At 47.2% G+C, this 24,972-nt stretch carries 19 protein-coding genes, 3 tRNA genes and 1 other RNA gene; 19 read left to right on the top strand and 4 right to left on the bottom strand.

What is annotated here, in order from left to right:
• The first annotated feature begins 17 nt into the window (after window positions 1–17).
• The 12 genes from cydB (at window position 18) to C942_RS02040 (ending at window position 9,371) form a co-directional block, all read left to right on the top strand.
• A complete protein-coding gene (gene cydB, locus C942_RS01985; protein WP_007461867.1) occupies window positions 18–1,154 on the top strand; it encodes a cytochrome d ubiquinol oxidase subunit II in 1,137 nt (378 codons plus the stop codon).
• A gap of 11 nt (window positions 1,155–1,165) precedes the next feature.
• Window positions 1,166–1,273 carry a cytochrome bd-I oxidase subunit CydX gene (gene cydX / locus C942_RS24525; RefSeq protein WP_036798371.1) on the top strand — a complete coding sequence of 36 codons (108 nt, stop codon included), beginning with the start codon at window positions 1,166–1,168 and terminating at the stop codon, window positions 1,271–1,273.
• A gap of 70 nt (window positions 1,274–1,343) precedes the next feature.
• Window positions 1,344–1,571, top strand: a complete 228-nt coding sequence (locus C942_RS01995) for a cyd operon YbgE family protein (RefSeq protein WP_232428128.1) — start codon at window positions 1,344–1,346, stop codon at window positions 1,569–1,571.
• Between the two features lie 263 nt (window positions 1,572–1,834).
• Window positions 1,835–2,242 (top strand): tol-pal system-associated acyl-CoA thioesterase, encoded by a 408-nt coding sequence (ybgC, locus tag C942_RS02000; protein WP_007461870.1) that lies wholly within the window; start codon window positions 1,835–1,837, stop codon window positions 2,240–2,242.
• Window positions 2,239–2,928, top strand: a complete 690-nt coding sequence (gene tolQ, locus C942_RS02005; protein ID WP_007461871.1) for a protein TolQ — start codon at window positions 2,239–2,241, stop codon at window positions 2,926–2,928. The genes ybgC and tolQ overlap by 4 nt, the downstream gene beginning before the upstream one ends.
• A gap of 3 nt (window positions 2,929–2,931) precedes the next feature.
• Window positions 2,932–3,378 (top strand): protein TolR, encoded by a 447-nt coding sequence (tolR, locus tag C942_RS02010; RefSeq protein WP_007461872.1) that lies wholly within the window; start codon window positions 2,932–2,934, stop codon window positions 3,376–3,378.
• 13 nt (window positions 3,379–3,391) lie between these two features.
• The gene (tolA, locus tag C942_RS02015; protein ID WP_007461873.1) at window positions 3,392–4,456 is read left to right on the top strand and encodes a cell envelope integrity protein TolA; all 1,065 of its coding nucleotides are present in this window, start codon (window positions 3,392–3,394) and stop codon (window positions 4,454–4,456) included.
• A 13-nt stretch (window positions 4,457–4,469) separates the two neighbouring features.
• Window positions 4,470–5,816: a Tol-Pal system beta propeller repeat protein TolB gene (gene tolB, locus C942_RS02020; RefSeq protein ID WP_007461874.1), complete on the top strand. Its 1,347-nt coding sequence runs from the start codon at window positions 4,470–4,472 to the stop codon at window positions 5,814–5,816.
• Between the two features lie 34 nt (window positions 5,817–5,850).
• The gene (gene pal, locus C942_RS02025) at window positions 5,851–6,390 is read left to right on the top strand and encodes a peptidoglycan-associated lipoprotein Pal (RefSeq protein WP_007461875.1); all 540 of its coding nucleotides are present in this window, start codon (window positions 5,851–5,853) and stop codon (window positions 6,388–6,390) included.
• 18 nt (window positions 6,391–6,408) lie between these two features.
• Complete coding sequence (gene ybgF / locus C942_RS02030; protein WP_007461876.1) at window positions 6,409–7,164, top strand: tol-pal system protein YbgF; 756 nt, start codon at window positions 6,409–6,411, stop codon at window positions 7,162–7,164.
• A 213-nt stretch (window positions 7,165–7,377) separates the two neighbouring features.
• Window positions 7,378–8,439 carry a quinolinate synthase NadA gene (gene nadA, locus C942_RS02035; protein WP_007461877.1) on the top strand — a complete coding sequence of 354 codons (1,062 nt, stop codon included), beginning with the start codon at window positions 7,378–7,380 and terminating at the stop codon, window positions 8,437–8,439.
• Between the two features lie 77 nt (window positions 8,440–8,516).
• Window positions 8,517–9,371 (top strand): bile acid:sodium symporter family protein, encoded by an 855-nt coding sequence (locus C942_RS02040; RefSeq protein WP_007461878.1) that lies wholly within the window; start codon window positions 8,517–8,519, stop codon window positions 9,369–9,371.
• Window positions 9,372–9,451: 80 nt separating this feature from the next.
• On the opposite strand, the gene C942_RS02045 is transcribed toward C942_RS02040, so the two are convergent.
• Window positions 9,452–10,027, bottom strand: coding sequence for a UPF0149 family protein (locus C942_RS02045; RefSeq protein WP_007461880.1), 576 nt, complete (start codon window positions 10,025–10,027; stop codon window positions 9,452–9,454).
• A gap of 284 nt (window positions 10,028–10,311) precedes the next feature.
• Between C942_RS02045 and C942_RS02050 the strand changes: the two genes are divergently transcribed.
• The 3 genes from C942_RS02050 (at window position 10,312) to C942_RS02060 (ending at window position 12,569) form a co-directional block, all read left to right on the top strand.
• Window positions 10,312–10,399: transfer RNA gene (locus C942_RS02050), tRNA-Ser, on the top strand.
• A 457-nt stretch (window positions 10,400–10,856) separates the two neighbouring features.
• Window positions 10,857–11,279, top strand: coding sequence for a hypothetical protein (locus tag C942_RS02055; protein WP_007461882.1), 423 nt, complete (start codon window positions 10,857–10,859; stop codon window positions 11,277–11,279).
• Window positions 11,280–12,116: 837 nt separating this feature from the next.
• The gene (locus C942_RS02060) at window positions 12,117–12,569 is read left to right on the top strand and encodes an L-alanine exporter AlaE (protein ID WP_007461884.1); all 453 of its coding nucleotides are present in this window, start codon (window positions 12,117–12,119) and stop codon (window positions 12,567–12,569) included.
• A gap of 95 nt (window positions 12,570–12,664) precedes the next feature.
• Here the strand turns inward: C942_RS02060 and mscM are convergent, their stop codons facing one another.
• Window positions 12,665–15,979 carry a miniconductance mechanosensitive channel MscM gene (mscM, locus tag C942_RS02065; protein WP_232428122.1) on the bottom strand — a complete coding sequence of 1,105 codons (3,315 nt, stop codon included), beginning with the start codon at window positions 15,977–15,979 and terminating at the stop codon, window positions 12,665–12,667.
• Between the two features lie 199 nt (window positions 15,980–16,178).
• On the opposite strand from mscM, the gene C942_RS02070 reads away from it, so the two are divergent.
• The 4 genes from C942_RS02070 (at window position 16,179) to C942_RS02080 (ending at window position 19,105) form a co-directional block, all read left to right on the top strand.
• Window positions 16,179–16,266, top strand: a tRNA-Ser gene (locus C942_RS02070).
• Window positions 16,267–16,272: 6 nt separating this feature from the next.
• Window positions 16,273–16,363, top strand: a tRNA-Ser gene (locus C942_RS02075).
• Between the two features lie 46 nt (window positions 16,364–16,409).
• Window positions 16,410–16,538: non-coding RNA, RtT sRNA (locus C942_RS24530), on the top strand.
• Between the two features lie 932 nt (window positions 16,539–17,470).
• Window positions 17,471–19,105 carry a methyl-accepting chemotaxis protein gene (locus C942_RS02080; protein WP_007461893.1) on the top strand — a complete coding sequence of 545 codons (1,635 nt, stop codon included), beginning with the start codon at window positions 17,471–17,473 and terminating at the stop codon, window positions 19,103–19,105.
• 104 nt (window positions 19,106–19,209) lie between these two features.
• Here C942_RS02080 and C942_RS02085 read toward each other — a convergent pair whose 3' ends face one another.
• A complete protein-coding gene (locus C942_RS02085) occupies window positions 19,210–21,672 on the bottom strand; it encodes an ATP-dependent Clp protease ATP-binding subunit (RefSeq protein ID WP_007461896.1) in 2,463 nt (820 codons plus the stop codon).
• 181 nt (window positions 21,673–21,853) lie between these two features.
• Complete coding sequence (locus C942_RS02090) at window positions 21,854–24,577, bottom strand: nitrate reductase (RefSeq protein ID WP_036798377.1); 2,724 nt, start codon at window positions 24,575–24,577, stop codon at window positions 21,854–21,856.
• Window positions 24,578–24,972 lie beyond the last annotated feature (395 nt).

The raw sequence follows: 24,972 nt of genomic DNA on the forward strand, positions 1-24,972 counted from the left end.
TCAGGGAGAATTAAGCAATGTTTGAATATGAAGTATTGCGATTTATCTGGTGGGTGCTGATTGGTGTGCTTTGCATCGGTTTCGCAATCACAGATGGTTTTGATATGGGTGTAGGTGTGCTGTCGAACATTATCGGTAAGACAGACACTGAGCGCCGTGTAATGATTAACTCAATCGCCCCACACTGGGACGGTAACCAGGTATGGCTGATCACGGCTGGTGGTGCACTGTTTGCGGCATGGCCTCTGGTTTACGCAACAGCGTTCTCCGGTTTCTACCTGGCGATGATCGTCACTCTGGCTGCGCTGTGGTTGCGCCCGCTTGGTTTCGATTACCGTTCAAAGATTGAAGAACCAAAATGGCGTAACGCTTGGGACAAAGCGATCTTTGTAGGTAGCTTTGTACCGCCGGTGATCTTCGGTGTTGCATTCGGTAACCTGCTTCAGGGTGTACCATTTGTGCTAGACGATCTGCTGATCCCGACTTACAAAGGTTCTTTCTTCGGTCTGCTTAACCCGTTTGCACTGCTATGCGGTATCGTCAGTATCCTGATGATTACAACTCAGGGTGCGGCTTACCTGCAGATGAAAACAACTGATGCACTTCATACTCGTTCTCGTAACGTAGCTATGATCACATCAATTGCTACCGCTGTATGTTTCGCTATCGCAGGTTTCTGGGCTCAAAGCATTGAAGGTTATATCGTGACTTCAGAAATCGTGACGAATGCGCCTTCTAACCCTCTGACGAAAGAAGTTATTCGTCAGTCTGGTGCGTTGTTTGCCAACTTTGACAAGTACCCGCTGCTATGGATTGCTCCTGCTCTGGCTGTGATTATGCCGCTGTTGACTGTGGTTGCTTCCCGTGCTGACCGCGGTGCGCTGGCGTTTATCTCATCAAGCCTGACAATGGCCGGTGTGATCCTGACTGCAGGCTTTGCGCTGTTCCCGTTCGTAATGCCTTCAAGCGAGGCGCCAAACCACAGCCTGACCATGTGGGATGCGACATCATCTGAGCTGACGCTGAACATCATGACGGGTGTCGCGTTTGTGATGGTGCCAATTATTCTTGGCTACACCACTTGGTGTTACTACAAAATGTTTGGCCGTCTTGATAACAAGTTTATCGAAGACAACAAGAATTCACTGTACTAAGGAGACAGACTATGTGGTATTTCGCTTGGATTCTGGGTGTTCTGCTAGCCTGCTCATTTGGCATCATTAACGCCCTGTGGCTTGAAGCGACAGAAAACATGGATGCAAACGGTGAGTAACCTTGATCTCTGGGTGAAGGGTGTTCACCAGCGTATGGACTACGGGCTGTTACGCTTGTTTTCCCTAGCGATGGCACTGGCTGCCACCGGGCTGGTGATGTGGGATCCTAGACTTTTTGCCCAGGCGATTGGGGGATTCGGACCGATAATCTCTCCGGCCCTGATATGGTCAACCTGCACTGCAATGGTTTTTGGTGTGGGCTTTGTGCCCCGCCATTGGTACTGGCAAGTGTTTTTCACGCCGTTCGTTGCTATGCCGGTACTGACCTGGATTCTGTGGCTACGTTTGTTTTCCTAGTCGGGTATCCGACTGATAAGTTTAATGAAAACAGCCCGATGCAATATGCATCGGGCTGTTTGCTATCTGTTTGAAGGTGAATAAAAGTGCAGCATTTGTCGGTTATGATTGCAAAAGGCTGAATAAAACAGTCAAAAAGTTTGAAGTTTTGTGAGCCCTGGTAAATGAGGCGTTTCATTCTGCTATTCAAGTTAGGTATAGTAAGCGGTTAATAGCAAGAGCCCCGGTACAATTACCGGATTATGTGATGGCATAGGAAACAGATGACAGAAGAAAATGCCTTTGAATGGCCAATCACGATATATTACGAAGATACTGATTTAGGTGGCATTGTATATCATGCCAATTATCTGAAATTTTTTGAGCGGGCAAGAACGGAACTCTTCCGCAGTCACGGTGTCAGTTTACAAGAATTTTTCCAGCTGGATGTCAGCTTTGTTGTTCGCCATATCGATATCGATTTCCTGAGTGGCGCAAAACTTGATGATCAGCTTGTTGTTCGCACCTGGCCGGCCAATATCCGCCGTGCCTCTATCGATTTTTGTCAGGTTTTAGTCAACAATGCCGGTCAAGCCTTGTGTAAAGCAATGGTTCAGGTAGCCTGTGTTCACCCTAAAACTATGAAACCAATCAAGATCCCAGAAGTTATTAAGTCGGAGATATCTAAGTGACTGCTGAATTATCCATTTTAGATCTATTTCTACAGGCTAGTTTGCTTGTTAAAGCGGTAATGCTGGTTCTGCTGGGTATGTCCGTGATTTCGTGGGCGATGATCATCAAGCGCTCGCAGGTTCTTTCTCACGCAGCATCTAAGGCTGAGCGTTTTGAGGACCGCTTCTGGTCTGGTATCGACCTCTCTCAGTTGTTTCAGGAAGTTCAGGCCCGTAAAGACAGCCTGACTGGCTCCGAACAAATTTTCCATGCTGGTTTTAAAGAGTTTGCCCGTCTGCACCGTAGTAACGGCAAGGTACCGGAAGCGGTTATGGAAGGTACAGGTCGTGCGATGCGTGTGGCACTGTCCCGTGAAGTCGATGAGCTGGAAACCAACCTGCCATTTTTGGCGACAGTAGGTTCTATCAGCCCATATATCGGCCTGTTCGGTACGGTATGGGGTATTATGCATGCCTTTATCGCGCTAGGTGCTGTAAAGCAAGCGACATTGTCTATGGTTGCTCCGGGTATTGCAGAAGCATTGGTAGCAACAGCGATGGGTCTGTTTGCCGCGATTCCGGCAGTTATGTTCTACAACCGCCTGACCAACCAGGTATCGAAGCTGGAACACACCTATGCAACCTTCATGGAAGAATTTTCAAGCATTCTTCACCGCCAGGCCTTTGCCGCTTCTCAGGAGCAGTAAGCCATGGCTTATCAACCGAAAAAGCGAAAAATGACGGCGGAGATAAACGTCGTCCCTTACATTGATGTCATGCTGGTGCTGTTGATCATCTTTATGGTAACGGCACCTTTTGTCACCCAAGGCGTGGATGTTGAGCTTCCTGCAACACAGACAGCTAAGTCTGCTGTCGAGCTGGTGGGTGAAGATAACAGCAGTGCGCCGATTATTGTCGAAGTGGATCAGGACGGAAACCTGGGCCTGAGTGTTGATAATGGCGATATGATCCGCGGTCTGCGCATGAACGATCTTCTCACCCGTGTCAGGGCTGAACTGCAAATTAACCCTAAGTCTGCTGTACTGGTAGGTGGCGATAGTCGTGCTCCTTACGCGTACATTATTGAAACTCTGGATGCCCTGAACCAGGCCGGTGTCGGTTCTGTCGGGTTGATGACAGAACCACTGGAGCAGTAGGCAGGCGAGCAGGATGAATAAAAGCAATTACTCTGCTGCCATCATTATTTCCTTGATCCTTCATGGTTTATTGTTGGCGGCATTGCTGTGGGGAACGGATTTTTCCATGAGTAAGCCTAAGCCTCAGGGCAGTACTATCAAGGCTGTTGTGGTTGATCCGGCCCTTGTTAATCAGCAGGCGCAGCGTATACGCCAGCAACGAAATGCGGCTAAACAGGCTGAACTTGAGCGCCTGAAACGTCTGGAACAGCAAGCAGAAGCGCTTGAGCAACAGCGTCAGGCTGAAGAGAGAAGACTACGTCAACTTAAAGCTGAAAAGCTTAAAGCAGAAAAAGCAGCGCGTGAGGCAGAGCAAGAACGTAAGCGTGTAGCAGCTGAACGTGAAAAAGCGGCTGCAGCTAAGCGCAAGGCGGAAGAAGAAAAACGCCGTGCCGATGAAGCGGCGCGTATTGCCCGCCAAAAGGCAGCGAAGGCTGAAGCTGAGCGTAAAGCAAAACAGGAAGCTGCTCGCAAGGCTGAGCAGGAACGTCAGCGCCAACTGGCTAAGCAGCGTGAAGCTGAGGAAGCGAAACGTAAAGCTGAAGCAGCTAAGCGCAAGGCAGAAGAAGAACGGCGCAAAGCGGAGGAGCGACGAAAGGCTGAGTTGGCTGCTAAGCGAAAGGCTGAAGCTGAACGCAAAGAAGCAGAGCGAAAAGCGGCTGAAGCTCGTGAGCTTCAACGCCAGCAGGAAGCTGCGTTGACTGATATGTTCGCTGGTCTTGAGGCTGAGACACAGCAGCGAGGTGGTGCCAGAGGGCAGTATATTGCAGATGAGACCGACCGATATGGTGCTATCTTTAAGCAGATGATTGAACAAAACCTGCTTGTTGATCAGGGCTTTATTGGAAAGGAATGTGTCATTCGTATGCGTCTTTCTGCCAGTGGCTTAGTGCTGGATGCAAGTGAAGTCGGTGGCGACAGTGCGCTGTGCCGTGCTTCTAAAGCTGCAGTAGTTAAAGTTAGTCAGTTCCCAATGCCGGAAGATCCGGCTGTTGTTGAGAAACTGCGTAGTATTCGATTAACGGTAAGCCCACAATGATGAAGGAGCTGTTATGAAACGTTGGCTAATGGGCTTGTGTCTTGCTTTATTGAGCTTTAGTCAGGTTGCACAAGCTGAGTTGGAATTGGTGATCACTGAAGGGATCGATTCAGCGCGTCCAATCGGGGTGGTGCCATTTCAATGGGAAGGTGAGGGCAGACTGCCTACTGACTTGTCTGCTGTTATCGCTTCTGACTTGCGCCGAAGCGGCAAATTCAGCCCGGTTGCAACAAGTAAGATGCCACAGACCCCGTATAGTGAAGAGCAGGTTGATTATAATGCCTGGACATTACTGGGAGTGGATGCCCTGGTAACAGGCAAAGTGAGCAAAACGCCAGAAGGACACTATGAAATATTTTATCAGCTGGTGGATGTGGTTCGTGGTCAGCTGACCAGTGGCGAAAGTCGCGGGTTGCAAGATGGAAAGTTGGTTCTGACTAAGGATCATGTGCTTTACACTGGTCGGGCGGTAGTTGAAGAAAGTAAATTACGCATGTACTCACACCGAATTGCCGATATTGTTTATGAAAAGCTGACCGGTGAAAAAGGCGCGTTTCTGACCAATATCGCCTATGTAGTGATTGATGATAAGTCTCGCTACCCGTACCAGTTACGTATTGCGGACTACGACGGTTATAACGAGCGTTTAGCACTTAAATCCCAACAACCGTTGATGTCACCGTCATGGTCTCCAGACGGAAAAAAACTGGCCTATGTGAGCTTTGAAAATAAGCAGGCTCAGATTTTTATCATGGATATCTATAAAGGTACCCGTGAGATGGTGGCTTCTTTCCCACGCCATAACGGTTCACCTCGCTTCTCTCCTGATGGTAAAAAGTTGGCGATGGTATTGTCGAAAAGTGGCAGCCTTCAGATCTATGTTCTTGATCTGGAAACCAAGCAAATGAAACAAATAACACGTGGCCGTGCCAACAATACCGAAGCATTTTGGTATCCTGACGGCAAGTCGATGGTATTTACTTCAGACAGAAGTGGTAAGCCTCAGATATATCGAGTAGATTTAGCTGACGGATCGACCGAGCGCCTGACGTGGCAAGGAAGGCAGAACCTGGGTGGTCAGTTGACACCGGACGGACGATTCCTGGTAATGGTGCACCGTTCAGAATCCGGGTATAACATTGCAAAACAAGACCTGAAAACTGGCGCACTTCAAATTTTAACCAAGACATTCTTGGATGAATCACCAAGTATTGCCCCAAATGGTGGTATGGTGATTTACAGCTCAGTGAATAACAAGTTTAATGAGCTATCGTTAGTGTCGATTGACGGGCGTTTTAAAGCACGATTACCTGCGACGAACGGGAGAGTGCGTGCTCCGTCATGGGGGCCGTTCTTATAACGTTCACCGTAATTAGTAAAATAAGGAAAATAAAATGCAACTGAATAAAGTTTTAAAGGGGCTGGCAATTGCGCTGCCGATGATCACTCTTGCGGCATGTAGCTCTAGCGAAAGCACTGACAGCTCTGCGGCATCTGAAACAAATACTGGTACAGGTACAGTAGCTACCGAGCAAACTACAGTTGCAACACCAGTTGAATCAGGTTCTGCTGCTCTTTCTGAGCAGGAACTACGCAGCGAGCAGCTTCGTCAGGAACAAACTGTTTACTTCAAGTTTGACAACGCTGAAATCCAGCCTGCGTATGAAGATATGCTGAATGCTCACGCTGAATACCTGCGTACCAACGCTGGTGTTAACGTGATTGTTGAAGGTCATGCCGATGAGCGTGGTACTCCTGAGTACAACATCGCGCTGGGTGAACGTCGTGCTAACGCGGTTGCTAAATACCTTCAGGCTCTGGGTGTACCAGCAAGCCAGATCTCTATCGTAAGCTACGGTGAAGAGAAGCCTCTGGTTCTTGGTCACACAGATGCTGACTATGCGAAGAACCGTCGTTCGGTTCTGGTTTACTAATTCATAGGTAAACATATTATGAACAGTAACATGATGCGAAATATCGCATTTACGTTGCTGGTTGGCGCGGCGACCCAGGGGGTCGCCGCGCCTGCTCCTGTTACTGAGTTAAATGGTAACAACGCTAATGGCAATACCAGCCTTGAGCGTCTGGAGCGGTTGATTGAGGCCCGAAATCAGGTTCAAATTGATATGCAGCGACAGCTTGACCAGCTGTCCTCTGAAATGGATGAACTGCGCGGTATCGTTGAGCGAAACAGTTATGATCTGAAGCAGATGCTTGAGCGTCAGCGTGAGCTGTATCGTGAAGTGGATGCGCTGAGTCGTCAGCCTCAAAAAGAAGTTAAGGAAGCGCCTGAAACTGAGGCAAAATCTTCCGAAACTTACACCAGCAACGTAAGTGAAAACGAAGCGTACGAAAAGGCCGTTAACCTGATCCTTAAAGAAAAGGATTACAAGGGAGCGGTGAGTGCATTCAACGGGTTCCTGGCAACTTATCCGGAATCGGTCTACAAGCCAAATGCCCATTACTGGCTTGGTCAGTTGTATTTTACCCAAAATAAACTGGCAGAAGCTTCGGAACAGTTTAAAGCTGTCGCCAGCTTTAAAGACTCAAATAAGCGTGCTGATGCCATGCTGAAGTTAGGCGTTATCGCTGAACGTAGCAAAAAGCCTGAAGAAGCGAAGAAACATTATCAGGAAGTGATTTCTACCTATCCTGATTCAACCAGTTCGCGTCAGGCTGAGCGTAATCTTAGTAAGCTTGGTAAGTAATCATCCCGATAGCTCTGCTGGACAGAGAACTGTCAGGATGGAAAGAAAGGCCGGTTTTTACTGGCCTTTTTTGATCGTGATGATTTGCTATATCAGCATAGTTCTGCAATTTCTTTGTTCGTATTGATATGAGAAAAGCCAGAAAGGTGATCATTTCAACGTTTGCGGTATAATACCCGGATAACAAGGACTAGCTGACAGAGCAAGTGAGTGATGAGCTTAACATTTGATCCTTCTGAAATGGTTTACCCGTTTCCTCCCAAGCCTGAGCCTTTGACTGCAGAGCAGCAACAGGCATACAAGGCAAGCATCAAAACCCTGTTAAAGGAAAAAGACGCGGTTTTGATAGCCCACTACTACACCGATCCTGAAATTCAGGCCCTTGCAGAAGAGACCGGCGGTTTCGTTGGCGACTCGCTGGAAATGGCCCGTTTCGGTAACCAGCATCCGGCTAAGACCCTGATTATTTGTGGTGTTCGCTTTATGGGCGAATCAGCAAAAATTCTGACCCCGGAAAAGCATGTATTAATGCCGACGCTGGAAGCGGAATGTTCACTTGATCTGAGCTGTCCTGCGGATAAGTTCAGCGAGTTTTGTGATGCCCACCCGGATCACACCGTAGTTGTTTATGCCAACACTTCAGCAGCCGTGAAGGCTCGTGCTGACTGGGTGGTGACTTCCAGTATCGCCCTTGAAATTGTTGAGCACCTCGATAGTGAAGGTAAACCTATTATCTGGGGACCGGATCGCCACCTTGGCTCTTATATCCAAAAGCAGACTGGCGCTGACATGCTGTTGTGGCAGGGTGAATGTGTTGTTCATGATGAGTTCTCTGCGAAAGCACTTCGTGACATGAAACACCTGTATCCGGATGCTGCGATTCTGGTTCACCCTGAATCTCCGGCCAGTGTGGTTGCGCTGGCAGATGCTGTAGGTTCAACCAGCCAGTTGATCAAAGCGGCGAAAGAGCTGCCGAACAAACAGCTTATTGTTGCGACAGATAAAGGCATATTCTTCAAAATGCAGCAGATGGTGCCGGAAAAAGAGTTGTTTGAGGCACCGACTGCCGGTGCAGGGGCAACTTGCCGTAGCTGTGCACACTGTCCGTGGATGGCGATGAATGGCTTGAAAGCGATTGAGCTTGCGTTGCTTGAAGGCGGTGAAAAGCACGAGATATTTGTCGATGAATCTTTACGAGAGAAATCGCTGATTCCACTGAACCGTATGCTGAAATTTGCCGCCCAGTTACAGCTTAAGGTGAAAGGTAACGCTTAAGCCGTCGGTGCTGACAGAAAATACAGATGGCGACCGTAATGGTCGCCATTTTTCTTTGATAATAAGGAATAACAATAATGGGTCAGACAATGTTGACCGTGGTATTGCCATTGGCGCTGGCATGGATGATGTTTTGTGTCGGTTTAACCCTGACTGTCGCTGATTTTAAACGGGTAGCTTTATATCCGCAGCGAGTTTTAGCCGGCTTATGTGCCCAGCTTATTGGTTTGCCTTTGCTGGCATATATCATGATCTCAGTATTCGCGTTACCAGAGCCGGTCGTTATTGGCCTCTGGTTGCTGGCATTAGCACCGGGTGGAGCATCATCTAATGCGATCACTCACCTGAGTGGTGGGGATTCGGCATTATCGATCTCTATGACAGCCATCAGTAGTTTGATAATACCGGTCAGCCTGCCTGTCATGTTGACGCTGGTGATGCCGGACGTTCAGTTAGTGTTTCCGTTGAAAACGGCAATCTTACAGCTGGCTGCAGTGACCTTGGTGCCTGTTTTGCTTGCCATGCTGATCAAGCACCGGGCAAAGGGGGACTGGTTTGCGCGTTTTTCTCGCCTTGCCGGACGTTCTTCATTGGTTGCGTTGTTTGTGACCGTTATTGTGACCGTCGGGGCCAATACCGCTGTTTTCCATCAGTTGTTTTCCGTTGCATCAATCGCGGCTGTCGGTTTGTGTATTGCGGGAATGCTATTGGGTTTTGCCTCGGCAAAGTTGCTTGGTGGAGATAAAGCGCTGGTGAAAACACTGGCGATTGAAGTCGGGATTCAAAATGCCGGGACTGCGATTTTTGTTGCTGTAGTTCAGTTGCAGCGACCGGAACTGGCTCTGACACCTCTACTTTATGGTGTCTTGATGAACTTGCCTGCGTTTGCAATGATTTATTTAAATCAGCGACGAGCTTTAGTCAGTGCTTAACTGGTAACGAATAGCTAATAGTAAAAAAATGGCAGCGGAGGGGATTCGCTGCCATTTTTACAATTTGTTGTTACGGGCGATTACTGCTCTTCAACCAGGGCGTGGGCTCGTAGTGTCAGGCCACAAATCATGGTCGGTACAGAATTAAAGATCTCTTCAAACTGTGCCAGGCTGTCAGCGCCTTCCTGTGACAGAGCTTCCATTGCATTTTCCGGATCGTAAAGCAGGCTGAAGCAAAGCAGTACGCCGCCAAGCAGGGCGTTGTCTTCACTTTCTTCCGGCATGATGGTTTCCCAGTCATCACGGGCCAGCTGCCAACCCTGCAGGACACCTTCAGCCAGTTCGCGGGTTTCCTGGGTAACCAGCTCTTTATCGTCCAGGCGGCAGGCTTCTGGCCACTGCCAGCTACCGGTCAGCAGAGCTTCACGGGTTTCGTTCCACAGGTTGACGATTGCATTGGCATACGTTTCCAGCTCTTCATGGCTGGCAAATGGTGACGTTTCCTCTCCGCCCCAAAGGAAAGCCAGCCACTCTGCCGGATCAATCAGGTGAGGGGCTGCAGCCATCGCGGTAACAAAACCACGGGTTTGAGCTTCGGAAAGTAGCTGATCTGCCAGTTGTGGGTTTTGTAGTAACTCACTCAGTTGTGAAGACATAATACAATCTCAGTTAATTGATTTATTTTCATTTCCGGTGAACGCGGTACAGGAACGAAAGCGTCAACAGAAATTGATGACATAAATTGAGGGGCTTACCCCGGGCGGGTATTGTATCAGTCTGGCACGCTCTGGACAGGCTAACATGTTTTTTTGTCGGGTCTGTACGTTATGCTGCTGTAATATTGAGCGTTTGATTGCCTTTTTCCTGGTTTTTATTGACCTTGTACAGCGAGAACACTATAGTAACGCCTCGTTGAGACGATAGTGCTCAGCAACAATTTGGTGAGGTGTCCGAGTGGCTGAAGGAGCACGCCTGGAAAGTGTGTATACGGCAACGTATCGAGGGTTCGAATCCCTCCCTCACCGCCATCTTCCGAAAGAACCGCCTTTTAGGCGGTTTTTTTATGCCTGTAATTCGCGCTCTGTCGTGTAAAACCAGCTTCTGGTGTGGGCTTTCTGAGTCTATTCTTTCGTCATTTTCCCCGTTATTTTTGTCACGAAAGCAAAATTTTTTCTCCTCATTATTGCTTCATTTTCTTTATCTTAAACTCCCCAGAACTAAATCGGACGACATTCCGTATATCTTTGGAAATCATCCGTTTGCGGTAGAGTAAATAAGTTAAAGCGAATCTTTGCTCATTATATTTATTACTTAAAAACAGTGTGTTAGGAGTTTAATTTAAAATATTCCACTTAACATTTTGTCCAAATACAGCAGATATACAGAGCATTGTTCTGTGGGTTTTGCGCCAAATATTAAGTGCAATTAGTGGCTTATTGCGGTGGTGTGATAAATCCAAATCTAACAATAAAAAATGGTGTCAAAATGAACAAGAAGCAATTGACTGTAATCATGGCATCTGTCGTGAGTATGGGCGGGACGAATATTTCCACCGGTGTTTCCTATATCGATCCGGATATCCAGATCGAATTCAGCAAAGGGCAGTTTGTAGATGCGTTTGAAGATGAAGCCGGGCCTCTGGAGGTGCTATACGGTTTGGAAAATACTCTGAACAGTACTTCTCGCTCGTATACACGATTGATGACAGGTACCCATAACATCGGCGTCGGCACCCTCACAAGTGCAGAGGTTGAAGGAAATGCTGACTTTGGCTCGGTAGACAGAGCTGCGACGGAACTGGCTGTCGAAGCGGCTTCATTTGTCGGTTACAGTTTGAGCCCCAATGGCAGCTATTTTGTTGGTTCTCATCGTGTCGCTCCTTCAGATTTGGCAATAATAGAGAGATAAGCTGAGTAGCTATGCAAAGCCCCGGCCATTTGGTTGGGGCTTTTTTTTGATTAGTGCTTGTTGCCGTATTTCGTCAGAGAGGTGTTTTTTTTCGTTCAGGAACGGTATGTATGACAAAAAAGTGGTGGCGTTCTCTAAGAAAAACACAAACATGTAACTCACTTTCAGTTCTGTCAGTTAAGTAGCGGTGGAAAATGCTTCTATTGCAGGAGATAACAGGATATTGGTCGGATAATTAATCAGTGCCAAGAGGTTTGATTTAAATTTATCAAGGTAAAGGTGAGATTTTCTAAGGTTTGGCTTTAGATAAACTTATGAGATGGAAAGATGATAGTTTAAGTGGAATAAATGATGATTTACTATCCTTAATAAGTGTTTTTATGAAGTGTTTTAATTTGTGTTTTTTCTTTTATGTATTTCCATTAAGCGCCTATAAAACAAGGTATTATGCTTGATTTTTAATTTTGTCTCTTAACGTTTTTTGTTTGAAGCTATGAATAAAAACGAGGTTATTATTGATAGTTAGTGTTCAGGGTGAACTTTGTGTTGCTAACTTCATATATTAGGTCGGATATCACAGAATTAATTTAGATTTATTGTCTGACTAAGGCGTTATTTTGAATTGCAGCACGTCAGTTCTGCCTGGGTAGTTGAATCTGCCACTAATTGGCTGAAAATTAGTCGTAAATTAACCAACTAAGATTAACTTTGGTGGGTTATTTTGCTAAAAACCTGTTCTAATACGCAAATCAACTGGCTATTTGCTTTTTATCCAGTGTAAGTAACTTTATATATGGTTTTTCTTGGCCTTATTTTCTAATTATGGAGGTTTGCGGTATGTCTGTTAAAGGTCAATTCAATGTTCGAAACGCGGCGGCGGATACTTTTGCTATGGTGATCTTCAGTTTCGTCACCGGCATGCTGATTGAGGTATTTGTGTCGGGGATGACCTTTGAACAGTCTTTAGCATCGCGAACTCTGTCGATTCCGGTCAACATTGCGATTGCCTGGCCATATGGCGTATTCCGTGACTTTGTAGTGCGTAACGGACATCGCCTGTCACCAACCAACTGGATGAAGTGGTTGTCAGACATGGTGGCATTTGTGTTGTTCCAGTCTCCGGTTTATGCCGGAATTCTGTGGGTTGTTGGTGCCGATGTTGACCAGATCATTACAGCGGTAACCAGTAACGCCGTGGTTTCAAGCATGCTGGGTGTGGTTTACGGTCAGTTTCTTGACCTGTGCCGCCGTCTGTTCCGTGTTCCAGGCTACACACATCAGCAGGCTTAATCGCTGAGAATTAAATTTGCTTTGATACTCTGAGCAGAGAATATGCGCGAGAAGCGGAATTACCGTTTCTCGCGTTTTTGGTTCATAGGGATCAATTATTGACTGAGCGGATGCATTTGTCGCTTTTTCAGTGTCACTTCCAGTTGCGGATGGGCGATATCAATATTGTGCTGAATAAACTTGCTCTTGATCCGGTTGTGGAGGTCATGGGTCAGGCTGAGCCGGTGTGCGGTTTCGGCAGCATAGGCGCGTACTTCAAAGTTCTGGCTGTCAGCGGTCAGGGTAAGGAAAAAGACTTCCGGGGCCGGGTTATCCAGCACCAGTTCGCACTCTTCTGCGGCTTCAAACAGCAGTCGGGTAACCAGGTCGCTGTCGGCAAGATACTTGACGCTGATCGAAATTGTTACCCGGGTGATCGGATCCGAGAGCGACCAGTTGACGAATTGCTCGGTGACGAAGGCTTTATTCGGCATGATGACTTCTTTTCTGTCCCAATCAATGATGGTTGTCGCTCGGGTTTGTATTTTAGTGATCACACCGGTTAGTTGGCGGATTGTGACCGTATCACCGATGCGGATCGGCCGTTCGAATAATATGATCAGGCCGGAGATGAAATTGGCGAAGATTTCTTGCAAGCCAAAGCCTAAACCCACCCCCAAAGCCGCGACCAGCCACTGCATCTTGGACCAGTCAAAGCCAATCAGTGCAGATCCGATTATGATCCCCATAAAGATCACCAGATAGCGGGTCAGGGAGGTGATGGCATATCCGGTCCCCGGTGATAAGTCGATATGCTGAAGGACTAACAGCTCCATCGCACCGGGCATGTCTCTGGCAAGGATAGCGGTAAGCCAGAAGGCCAGTGCTGCCAGCAAAATACTCTTCAGTGATATTGCACTGATTTCATCAATTCCGTCGATGCTACTGCTGACATCCCATAGGGTGACATCTTCCAGGAAGGTAATTGCCTGATAGAAATCTGACCAAACTAAGGTAATGATGGAGAGGTAAATCAGCAGTAAAACCGAACGCAACAGGCGCAAAGACTGGGCACTGATCTTATCCAGATCCACTACTGGCTCTTCAACTTCGATTTGCATTTCACTGCTGCTGAAACTCTCTTCTTTATCTTCTTTCATTTCAGCCAGTCGCTGAGCAAGGATTTCCTGCCTTTTCGCTTTGGCTCTTTCAAAGGCGAGGCGTCGTTTCTGCAGCAGCATCAGGCGTTTGATCAGGTAGTAGATCAGCAAAGTGATGACACCGACGACAGCCGATATTTCCAGCTTTTCCATAACGGCCTGAGATGAGGTGAGATAACCTTTCAAAGCCGTATAGTTGAGCACCTGAGGAGTAGCAACCAAGGTAGACCAAAATAGATGGTGGCCGATATGCGCTTTACCCTTGGGCATCTCGCCGTAAGTCATCGGCAACTTCATTCGATACAGCTGCCAGAGGAAAACACTGACGGCTAGGTTGCTGATGATAAATGCCAGTCGTCCGAGTGTGGCATTAACATCGATATCACTGTAAAGATGGGAAAAATCCTGAATGATCATCATAGGTATGTACAGCCAGATCAACTGGCGGTAATACGTGAATGCACCGTGGACATAATGCGGCTCCCAGTCAAAATGACGGATTAACAGACCATCTTCCCGGACGAGTTCCCGCATGAAAAGAAAGATGGTCAGGGAGATAGGGAGCGTCAAAGCCTGGCCGAGATGATGAATAAAGGGGTACTGCCAGGCCGAGCTCAACAGGAACCCGATTAAGGTGATGATGATAGGTATTGGCCATGCCAGTAGAAAAGAAATCAGAACGTTGAGTGAGCTATAGCTGAATTTGTCCAGAGTGACTTTGCCGATCATGTGGCTGGTGGTGGTCAGGTAGTTCAGCCAGTGTTTTTTTAACCAGCGAAGAGTGGCAATAATGAAAGCAATAAAACCGAGAACAAATAACAGGGTGGATGACTCAGCTGCCGCCGGAACTTTGCCCAGGTTTAGCCATTGAGCCGGGGAGAAGAACCATTTCAACTTGTCCCAGGTATTGCTGAGTACGGTCAGATTGAGTGGATTGGTATCCGGTGCCCAGAAAAGCCTCTTGGCGGCCAGGTTTTTTAGTTCTGTCAGATTGCTGTTGAGTTTTTCATAGGCGACTTTTAACGTGGCTTGCTGATAAATCAGAATGTCGGAATTATCGATCAGCCGATCTAACAGAATCAGGTTGGTTTCTATCAGCTTTTGCTCTGTTTGTTGCTGCTCCGGTGTTAGCGACTGGGTTCTTGGTCCCTGAGACATTTCTGTCAGGGCATCGTAGCGTTGCTGGTATTCATATTTTTTGATTTGGCTTTGTGCTATATCCCTGTCCAGAGATTCAATTGGCGGCGGGCTGGGCAGGCGTTTCATCCGGGTGCGAAGGTTTTCGCTGAATGCCGGGCTGAGTTTGAGCCATTCGGTCATGGTTTCGAGGTCATCGGCGGTTTTATTTACCAGGTCGATTTGATCAGATGAGTTTTGCTGTTGTTGTTGAATTTGCTCTGTTCTGTTGGCAAATACAGTCAGCTCTGAAGTATAACGCTGGTTATTCTGTAACAGTTGCTTCAGGGAAGGTGGCTGATCGGATAGCTCCTGCTGGAGTTCTTCACTGTCTTCTGTCGAGTCTCTGGCTTCGGCGCGCATCAGCCTGCTCAGCCGGCGTTGGAGATTGTTGCGATAGGCCTGACGAGCTTCAATTTCCTGATTAAAAAGCTGAATTTGCTGTTTAGCCAGAGTTCGTCGGTTGCCGGCACTGAGCTGTTTAGCTTCAAGGGCATAAAGCTGGCTAACATAAAACTGGTGGGCGATTTCCAGCGTTATCAGCGTGATTTTGCTGGTTGCCTGTTGCTGTTCGTGCTTGAGCAGTTTTTCTGTTTCCTGGATGTGTTGTTGTAATTGTTTGGATAGATAAGAAAACTCATCAATACCCCGCTCAATAGCTTGTAATTCGTTTTTACTGTTTTGACGATTCAGCTCTAGCTGATCAAGATGGTTATCTTGTTCGGCAATTTCCAGTGTCAACTGATCCTGATCCCAGTCGTTAAAATCAGGAAACTTAGTAGTTGTGAAACTGGCTATTTGTTCCTTGATTACCTGACTGCGTTCGTCAAACTCAGCGACAAGATTACGGTACTTTTGGGTTTCTTTATTAAAGTCAGCGGTTTTTTCTAATTGGCTTTTAGCTTGCGAGAGAGAATCAAGTGTTTTGGTAACTTCTGGTGTCTGTTCTTGTCTCTGGAGTTGGCGGATTTGCTCTTCCAACTGAGCCACTCGGGGATCGGTCTGTTCTGATGATTCCGAGCCCCAGACTGCGGTGACCCATAAAATCAAAAAAACGCATATCCCTTTCAGACCCATAGAGATGTCCTTTGCCACTGATTTTTCTTATTGAGCTCATTAATGAGCACTTTGTTAGAAGTTTAGCAGTGAATAAAAACAGCAGATTGGATCAAGAATAGAGCGAATTGTTTTATTCGCCAGCAGTCGATAAATATTTAGAGAAAAGCGCTTGACCCTAACTCTCTAAGCCATTAAATTAGCCGCCGTTGAGACGAGCAAGGCTCGACAACAATTTGGTGAGGTGTCCGAGTGGCTGAAGGAGCACGCCTGGAAAGTGTGTATACGGCAACGTATCGAGGGTTCGAATCCCTCCCTCACCGCCACATTTCGGAGAGATGGCTGAGTGGTTGAAAGCACCGGTCTTGAAAACCGGCATACGTTTGTAGCGTATCTAGGGTTCAAATCCCTATCTCTCCGCCACATTTAAAGAAACCGCTGAACTATCAGCGGTTTTTTTATGCTTAAATTTTATGATGTAGAGATAGGGTGAAGAACCTTAGAGAGGGTTCAGCCGAGCGAAGCGAGACAACGTTGCTAGCCGAAGGCGTTGTAAGCAACGGCCCGAAGGGCGAAGTAAATCCCTATCTCTCCGCCACATTTAAGAAAGCCGCTGATTAATCAGCGGCTTTTTTTCGTTTAGGCTAACGCTATTCGGGATTTGAAAGTCCCCTATACCCTGAGCGCTGCGCCACATTAGAAAAGCCCCGGCAGAAATGTCGGGGCTTTGTTATTTTGGAATTTCGAAAAGTTATTTTCTTGATTACTTCCGCAGATTGAGCAATTAGCGATATTCTGTTCTCTTTTTTCATCGACATATTTATCTTTTCCCTGCATTGAATGCATTAAATTTTGTTAATTTATATTTGTATTTATTTCTGAGGTTTAATAATTAAAAATAAGTTGTTTAGCTTAGATGTGATTTATATAACTCGGTTTGGTTATCGGTTTTGGTGATGTTTTTATTGGTTACCAATAGAAATTCAGTTTTTTATTGTTGTGGTACTTAAGAAAATAGAAAGGGATGTCGCTTGTTATGAATCATGCTGTAGATTTCAATCAGATAGTGAGTAACACTAGTTGCTGATTAGCGTTTCGGTTTAGGATGCGAAACGCATGTGAATTCAATTAGTTTAATGAGAAAGGGTGTTTGGCTGTATGCCGGGCAGCCTTTTTTGTCGTTGGTTTCTTATAAAGCAGCGCAGGCTATTCGGAATCACTCAAGAAAAGATTCTTGCTGCATTTGCTTTATTGATTTAGTTATTTGAATTTGATTGATGAGTCAATATTGACTCGATATTTGATTGTGATTTATTGCACTCATTAGTAGCGAATAAAAATAGTGGCTTTAATAACTTTTGTAAGTTTTGTATTCAATTACATTGCGAGAGAAGAAGTAGTTAAAAGCTATTTTTAATAATTTTATTGTTGGGTTTGTGACGGTGTGAACTGCAACCAGAAAGGAGATGGTTAATCCAACGTGTAGTTGAGCTGTAAAACTTTGCCTATAAGGCTACAGGTTGATAAACAATGACGTATAAAAATTTATCGATAGGTAAAAAAATAGCGGTTGTCTTTGCTGCCATTGCTGCAGTTTTTATCGCATTTGGTTTGTTTCTGGTTAGTGAGTTGAAATTGGTTCGTGCAGGAACCATGGATTTCACGGACTCTACCATTCCGAGTGTACTGTCGGTTGAAGAGCTGAAATATGAAGTTACCAGTGTTCGTACAACCCAGTTTTTTGTCCTGACTTTCGAGGATAATCCTACATCAATGCGCAATACGCTTGAGAAAACAAGGCTGCATATTAAGAGTATTGAAAAAAAGCTGTCGGATTATGAAGCGACAGTTGTTTCTGATAAGGAGCAAAGAGTATTTGATGCGGTGAACCTTGCATGGGATACCTATCTGTTTGGTATTCGTGGTTATGAAGCCGCAGCAGAGGCCGGAGATGCGCATAAAGCGGAAGATTTATTGGTTAATACTTTTGCACAGTTTAATCGATTAATGATTTCGCTTGATGATTTGCGAGAGCTGAACCTGGAGTTTGTGGCGAACAACCGTACAAATATGCTGGGTAGTATTAGTCGGGTCACTATGCTCACTCTTTCCTGTATTTTGGCTGTGTTGGCGATTATGGTACTGATGAATATCTTCCTGACCCGTCAGATTTGTCTGCCGCTGAATCAGGTGATGGCTCTGTCGGCGGAAATCGCCTCGGGTAATTTAACTCATTTCCTTAAGCGTGATGAGATCGGTAATGATGAATTAGGCCAGTTGGCGGATTCGTCCATAAAAATGCAGGATAATCTGCGTAAATTGGTAGAAGAAATCGTTGCATCGGTGACTCAGCTGAGTGCGGCGGTTGAAGAGGTGAGTGCAGTATCTGAGCAGTCATCAACAGGCATGCAGCAACAGCAAAGTGAAATCACCATGGTGGCAACAGCCATGGATCAGATGAAAGCGACTGTAGCTGATGTGGCAAATAATACTGAAACGGCGTCGATCTCGGCGTCTTCGGCAAATGATGAAGCCAAACAGGGCTGTGATGACGTCCAGCAGAACATTGACTCTATTACTCGTGTTTCTCAGAAAATTGAGAATGCGGGCGAGCTTGTTCAGCAGCTTGAGCAGGAGTCGGGCAATATCAGCATGGTGGTTGATGTTATCCGAGGTATTGCCGATCAGACTAACCTGCTGGCATTGAATGCAGCAATTGAGGCCGCTCGTGCCGGTGAGCAGGGCCGCGGTTTTGCTGTGGTGGCTGATGAAGTAAGAACATTGGCTGGCCGGACTCAGGACTCAACCGGTGAGATTGTCGCGATTATCGAGAAACTGCAGAAGAGCGCCAATGCCGCGAAGGATGCTACAAGTGAAAGTTGTGTGATGATTCAGGAGTGTGTGACTCAAAGCCAGAATACCGGTGAAACTATCCAGAACATCGAACAGACGGTGGCGCAGATTGCTGACATGAGCCAGCAAATTGCCAGTGCATGCAGTGAGCAGGATTCGGTAACCGAAGAGCTGGGTCGCAATGTGGAAAGCATTCACCAGTCATCGACTGAAGTTGCTGTTGGTGCTGAGCAAACAGCCAAGGCTTGTGTTGAACTGAGTCAGCTGGCGGCGAACCTGCAATCAATGATGAGCCGTTTCCGAATTAGTTAATTAACTCTCTTAAAATACAAGGGCTGAGATTATCGGATGATAGTCTCAGCCTTTTCTTTTGGTATGGTAACAAGCTTCTCAAGTTATGATGGCTGATCACGGCTTCAGTTGCTGCCAGTTACAACTTTATCGCCGTTAACCTGGAAACAAATTTGATGGTTTTCCAGAAAAACATCGACAGTGCATTGTGTTTTTCCACCGTGGTTGATTAAGTAAGAAGCCAGCGGGTTTTCCAGCTGTTTTTCTATTTCCCTGCGCAGTGGTCTGGCACCATAGTTGATATCGAACCCGTCGGTTGCCAGCTTCGAAATTACCTCTTCATTTACATTCAGTTGGATCTCTTTCTCTCCAAGCCTTTTTTTTAGCTCGGCAATCATCATATGAGCAATAAGCAGGACATGGTTCCGTTCAAGGAAATGGAACACGATGATGTCATCGAGGCGGTTGAGAAATTCCGGTTTAAAGAAGCGTTTTACTTCCTGCAAGACGTTGTGCTTGGCTTCTTCATAACTCGGCGTTACTGAATACATAAAGCCGATTTGCTTGCGATCCGGACCAAGAGTTTCTACTCCCAGGTTTGAGGTGCCGATAATAACGGTGTTACGAAAAGAGACTTGTCGTCCCTGGGCATCGGTCAGGTGGCCGTCTTCGAGGATTTGCAGCAGCATGTTGAACACATCCGGGTGTGCTTTTTCTATTTCATCCAGCAGGACAACGGAATACGGGTTACGCCGTACTTTCTCTGTCAGTTGTCCGCCTTCGCCGTACCCGATATAGCCAGGAGGCGCACCAATCATTTTGGAAACTTCGTGCCGCTCCATGTATTCGGACATATCGAGCTGGATAATTCGTGTTTCATCATCAAGCAGAAACTCAGTCAGAGCTTTGGCAAGGGCGGTTTTACCGGATCCGGTAGGGCCGAGGAATAAAAACGAGCCAATCGGGCGTTTGGATTCGGAAATTCCGGCCCGGTTACGGCGAATAGCATCAGAAATCGCTTTGATGGCATCATCCTGTCCGGCAATACGCTTATGGAGGTTTTCTTCCATGTTTGACAGTTTGTCGGCTTCAGATTCAACCATTCTGGCTATCGGAATCCCGGTCCATTTTGCAACAACTTTGGCGATGTCTTCGGCATAAACAACTTTTTCGGCGTTGGCTGTGGCGTTTTGCCAATCCTGCCGTTCGTTTTCCAGATTTTCCATTAACTTACTGAGTTCAACCTGGTGCGAGGCGGCGGTTTCATAATCCTGCTGATCAAAGGCGGCTTGTTTTTTACTTAGTAGTTGCTGGCGTTTGCGTTCGAGTTTGCGCAGCTTGGTCGGCATGGCGATAAACTCCAGCCGTTTTCTCGCACCGGCTTCGTCCAGCAAATCGACGGCCTTGTCGGGCAGGAAACGGTCGGCAATATAGCGTTCAGAAAGGCGTGCGGCTGCTTGCAATGCATCACTGTCATAGGTGATTTGATGATGTTTTTCGTAGCGGGGACACAGACCTTCCAGAATTTGCACGGTTTCATCCAGTGTCGGCTCCTGAACCAGTATCGGCTGGAAGCGGCGTTCGAGGGCTTTGTCGGATTCCACATACTTGCGGTATTCATCTGTGGTATCTGCGCCGATCACCTGCAGGCTTCCTTTGGCGAGGGCGGTTTTGAGCAGAGAAGGGGCGTCGATGCCGCCGGGGGATGAACCGGTGCCGACAACGGTATGCAGTTCATCAATAAACAGGATGATCTTTCCCTCGGCTTCAACAACAGCATCTCGGACGCTAACCAGTCGCTGCTCGAACTCTCCCCGCATATTTGAGCCGGCAACAATTTGGGCCATATCGAGCGAGAGAATGCGTTTGTTGAGCAGGGTTTCCGGCACATCGGCCTCTGCAATACGCTGGGCAATACCTTCGACAATGACGGTTTTTCCGACACCAGCTTCACCGATCAGTACCGGGTTGTTTTTCTTGCGGCGTGACAAGGTCTGGATCACCCGGCGCATTTCATCCTCCCTGCCGATCACAGGATCAAGCTCCCCCCGAAGTGCCATTTCAGTTAAGTCGATGGTGTACTCTTTGAGAACGTTAACCCGGCTTTCGGCATCGGCGGTGGCCAGGATATTACCTTCCCGCTTTTTTAGTAGTTCAGCCCTGATCTGCTCTGGGTTTAAGCCCGTGGTTTTCAGTATCTCGGCTGCGGGGCCGGACTGTTCGTTGCTGAGTGCCACCAGCAAAATGCCTGCGCCGATATAGGTATCGCCTATTCGGTTGGCTTCCTGGCTGGCAATTTCCATAACTTTATCGGAATCCGGTGAGGTCGCGACTTTCTCTACATTGACTGTCGGTTGGGGAGGGTGACGTTGGTATATTTGATCCATCATCGCCTTACGTTTGGCGGCGTGATCAGGAAGTAGGGAGTTCAACACTTCCAGGGCTTCAGATTTATCCTGAAGTAGCAGGCCGAGCAGGATAAAGTCTGAGGTCAAAGTATTGAGATGAAGGCTGAGCAGTTCATTAACTGCCAGCTGCATTATTTCATGGACTTTTTGTGTGCTCTGATGGATGTATTGCTGAAACATGCCAGCTCCTTATCGCGTTCAAAGTCGCTTCCGAAGATAAAATACCGACAGGTATTACTTAATTCCTGAAAAATCTGATAGTTAAAATATAGACCTTATCTTCGGCGGGTCGCTATCTCAGTTTCATTCATCTCCTAGCTTTCGTTTTATGTGGCTCATGAATATTTGTGTGAATGTAAGACTATGGCGCTGGGCTTTTCGCCTGCTGTTCTGACAGTAGCTGCTGTATTTCTCCGATACAGCTGCCACATCCGGTGCCTGCTTGAGTGTGGGTGCTGATTTGTTCAACAGAGTCTAACTGATGCTCCCTGATTGCCTGGCAGATGGTGTTTTTTCCGACTTTCTTGCAGGCACATACGTTTTTTCCGGCGCGGAGCCTGCCTTCTGCTGATCCTGACAATAGCGAACGGGCGACAGTGTCATCAGCATTCTCGCCTACAATGGCATGAAGCCAGTCCAGTTCCTGATGTTGTAATTTGCCTGCAACCCAGAAATAACAATTGAGCTGTTGTTGTTCCTGATGATGACTGATGGCCGCAAAGCGGTAATGTTCTTTGGCTTCGTTACTGAAGTTGAGTTGCCGCCCGTTTTGTCGATAGCAGTAATGACGGAGCTGAAGCATTAACTCTTTTGGTGGCAGTAGGCTGGCGATACGGAACAGGTAACCGTTGGCTACTCTTTGCTTACTCCAGTATTCGTATTTATGGAGTTCAGGTTCGAATTCAGAGGAGTCGGTTGAAAGTAAAACAGCTTCGCTGCGGTAATTAAATCGTTTAATGGTTACCGGAGTGCATTTGAACTCAGGCTGCCCTGACAGTGTGTCGGTATGCGGATAGATCAGAGTACAAATTTTAGCGGCGCTGGTATTGGTATTGCTCCAGTGGATAGGGGCGAACAGCTCACCCTGCCGAACATCATTTGTGATATTCACGTGCAGAGTGGCACTGCCTAATGGGCTGCTGATTTGAGCCAGTTGATGATGGCTGAGCCCATAGGCACTGGCATCTTCTGGGGACACAGAGATAAATGGTTCAGGGGAATGTTCGCTCAGCCTGGGAGCAAGACCGCTTCTTGTCATGGTGTGCCATTGGTCGCGAATTCGTCCGGTATTTAAAAGCAGAGGGTAATCGACTGTTGTTCGGCTAGCTGGTGGCTGGCTGTGAACTGCGATGAACTGAGCTTTGCCGGAAGGTGTTGAGAATACTCCGTCGGCAAACAGCCGCTTGTTGTGTTGAGTTTCTTCGTTAGTGGTGAAATCCTGATTGGAGATAACAGGCCACTGGACTGGTGTTAGCTGGTGGTACTCTTTAGCTGTCAGGTTTGCGAATCCAGAAAGGTTAAGTTGTCGCCTGTTTTGGCCGTGATTTCCCAATCCGGTCATTTTGCAGTATTCGCTGAAAATCTCCGCTTCGTGACGGTAGTTGAAAGCATGGGTGAATCCCATTCGTTTGGCGACCTGGCTGATGATCCACCAGTCCGGCCTGCCTTCACCCGGTGTCGGCAGCAATCGGCGCTGGCGTGATATTCTGCGTTCTGAGTTAGTGACAGTGCCGGATTTTTCGCTCCAGCCTTGTACCGGCAGTAAGACACTGGCGTGGCGGGTCGTATCTGTATCAGCCATGCAGTCGGAGACGACGACTATGGGGCACTTGGTTAAAGCCCGGTTGATTTTTTTACTGTCCGGCAGGCTGACCGCCGGGTTGGTCGCCATGATCCAGACGGCTTTTATTTTGCCTTGGTCAATAGCATCAAACATCTCTATGGCTTTAAGGCCGGGGGCTTTGGTAAGTTTGTCCGTTTGCCAGAACTCACTGATCAGCTGATGGTGACTGTCGTTACCGAAATCCATGTGGGCGGCGAGCACATTGGCTAATCCGCCGACTTCGCGACCTCCCATGGCATTGGGTTGTCCGGTGACAGAAAAAGGGCCGCAGCCGGGTTTGCCGATCCGTCCCGTTGCAAGGTGGCAGTTGATAATGCTGTTGACTTTATCGCAACCGTGGGTGGATTGGTTGACTCCTTGAGAATAAACGGTGACGATATTTTCGGTGTCAGCGAAGTGTTGGAAAAAAGCTGTCAGTTGTTGCGGTGAGAGTTCTGTCTTCTGAGCTAGCTTTAACAGTTCTTCGGCATCCGTTCGGGCGCTCGACAAGGCGAGTTTAACGCCTTCTGTATGGGATGCAATGTAGTCCTGGTTGAGCTTTCCGTGCTGAGCCATATAGCAAAGCAGTCCGTTGAACAAAGCAACATCAGTGCCCGGTTTGATAGCAAGGTGTAAATCGGCAATTTCACAACTGGCAGTGGTGCGTGGATCGATGACGATGATCTTTAGTTGCGGACGGGCTTGTTTAGCAGCTTTGACCCGCTGGTAAAGAACCGGGTGGCACCAGGCCAGATTAGAACCGGTGAGAATAATTAAGTCGGCCAGCTCCAGATCTTCATAGCATCCGGGAACGCAGTCTGCTCCAAAAGCGCGTTTATGTCCGGCCACACTGGATGACATACAGAGTCGGGAGTTGGTGTCGATATTACTGCTGCCGATAAACCCCTTCATCAGCTTGTTCGCGACATAGTAGTCTTCAGTCAGCAATTGCCCCGAAACATAAAAAGCTACAGCCTGCGGGCCATGTTCGCGGATGATTTCGCTGAACTGATCGGCAACGTAATCCAGAGCCTGATCCCAGTTGCAGTTATTACCTTCTATGCTGGGTTTGAGCAGTCGTCCCTGATGGATCACTGTTTCTCCCAGCGCCATTCCTTTCGAACACAGTTTGCCGAAATTGGCTGGGTGGGTTTTATCTCCCCGGATTTCCAGGCCCCCTCTATTGGTATGCTTTGCTTCTATACCGCAGCCAACGCCACAATAGGCGCAGGTGCTTTTTATCCATGATTGCTTCCTTTGCATCTTTAATATCCCCCCTCTTTCCTTGCATCAACAGCAGCAATAACTAAGCCAGATCCGGATATCGGCACTTAAGGTAGCTGGGTAAAAGGTCAAACACGCCATTAACAGGGATCTGTTGGAATATTGTTCCAAATGTAGCCATAAAGTGGTAGTTGGCTGGGTTTGCTGTGCGGAGTCTGGCTTTTTTGCCATGCATTATTCTGGTGTGCGGTGCACAAAATGAGTGCGATTAAATATGGCCGGACAGCTTCTGTTTTGGGAATAAAAGCTGATGAATTGGCCTTAATTTAGAGGTGTTTCTTTTAATAACAATGGCTTATTGCTGACGGCTTAAAGGAGAATGAAGCTGGCATTGTCTTTGCTCTTTCAAGTAAAGCATGAAAGCAAGTTTGAAT

This window comes from Photobacterium marinum, from assembly GCF_000331515.1.
Classification (GTDB): Bacteria; Pseudomonadota; Gammaproteobacteria; order Enterobacterales; family Vibrionaceae; genus Photobacterium; species Photobacterium marinum.

Bases quoted from the DNA above. Each gene is read 5' to 3' on its own strand.
- cydX (WP_036798371.1), top strand. From the start codon at position 1,166: ATGTGGTATTTCGCTTGGATTCTGGGTGTTCTGCTAGCCTGCTCATTT.
- cydB (WP_007461867.1), top strand. From the start codon at position 18: ATGTTTGAATATGAAGTATTGCGATTTATCTGGTGGGTGCTGATTGGT.
- C942_RS02040 (WP_007461878.1), top strand. From the start codon at position 8,517: ATGGGTCAGACAATGTTGACCGTGGTATTGCCATTGGCGCTGGCATGG.
- ybgC (WP_007461870.1), top strand. From the start codon at position 1,835: ATGACAGAAGAAAATGCCTTTGAATGGCCAATCACGATATATTACGAA.
- nadA (WP_007461877.1), top strand. From the start codon at position 7,378: ATGAGCTTAACATTTGATCCTTCTGAAATGGTTTACCCGTTTCCTCCC.
- tolR (WP_007461872.1), top strand. From the start codon at position 2,932: ATGGCTTATCAACCGAAAAAGCGAAAAATGACGGCGGAGATAAACGTC.
- C942_RS02090 (WP_036798377.1), bottom strand. From the start codon at position 24,577: ATGCAAAGGAAGCAATCATGGATAAAAAGCACCTGCGCCTATTGTGGC.
- C942_RS01995 (WP_232428128.1), top strand. From the start codon at position 1,344: ATGGCACTGGCTGCCACCGGGCTGGTGATGTGGGATCCTAGACTTTTT.
- tolA (WP_007461873.1), top strand. From the start codon at position 3,392: ATGAATAAAAGCAATTACTCTGCTGCCATCATTATTTCCTTGATCCTT.
- C942_RS02045 (WP_007461880.1), bottom strand. From the start codon at position 10,027: ATGTCTTCACAACTGAGTGAGTTACTACAAAACCCACAACTGGCAGAT.
- C942_RS02060 (WP_007461884.1), top strand. From the start codon at position 12,117: ATGTCTGTTAAAGGTCAATTCAATGTTCGAAACGCGGCGGCGGATACT.
- pal (WP_007461875.1), top strand. From the start codon at position 5,851: ATGCAACTGAATAAAGTTTTAAAGGGGCTGGCAATTGCGCTGCCGATG.
- C942_RS02055 (WP_007461882.1), top strand. From the start codon at position 10,857: ATGAACAAGAAGCAATTGACTGTAATCATGGCATCTGTCGTGAGTATG.
- ybgF (WP_007461876.1), top strand. From the start codon at position 6,409: ATGAACAGTAACATGATGCGAAATATCGCATTTACGTTGCTGGTTGGC.
- C942_RS02080 (WP_007461893.1), top strand. From the start codon at position 17,471: ATGACGTATAAAAATTTATCGATAGGTAAAAAAATAGCGGTTGTCTTT.
- tolB (WP_007461874.1), top strand. From the start codon at position 4,470: ATGAAACGTTGGCTAATGGGCTTGTGTCTTGCTTTATTGAGCTTTAGT.
- C942_RS02085 (WP_007461896.1), bottom strand. From the start codon at position 21,672: ATGTTTCAGCAATACATCCATCAGAGCACACAAAAAGTCCATGAAATA.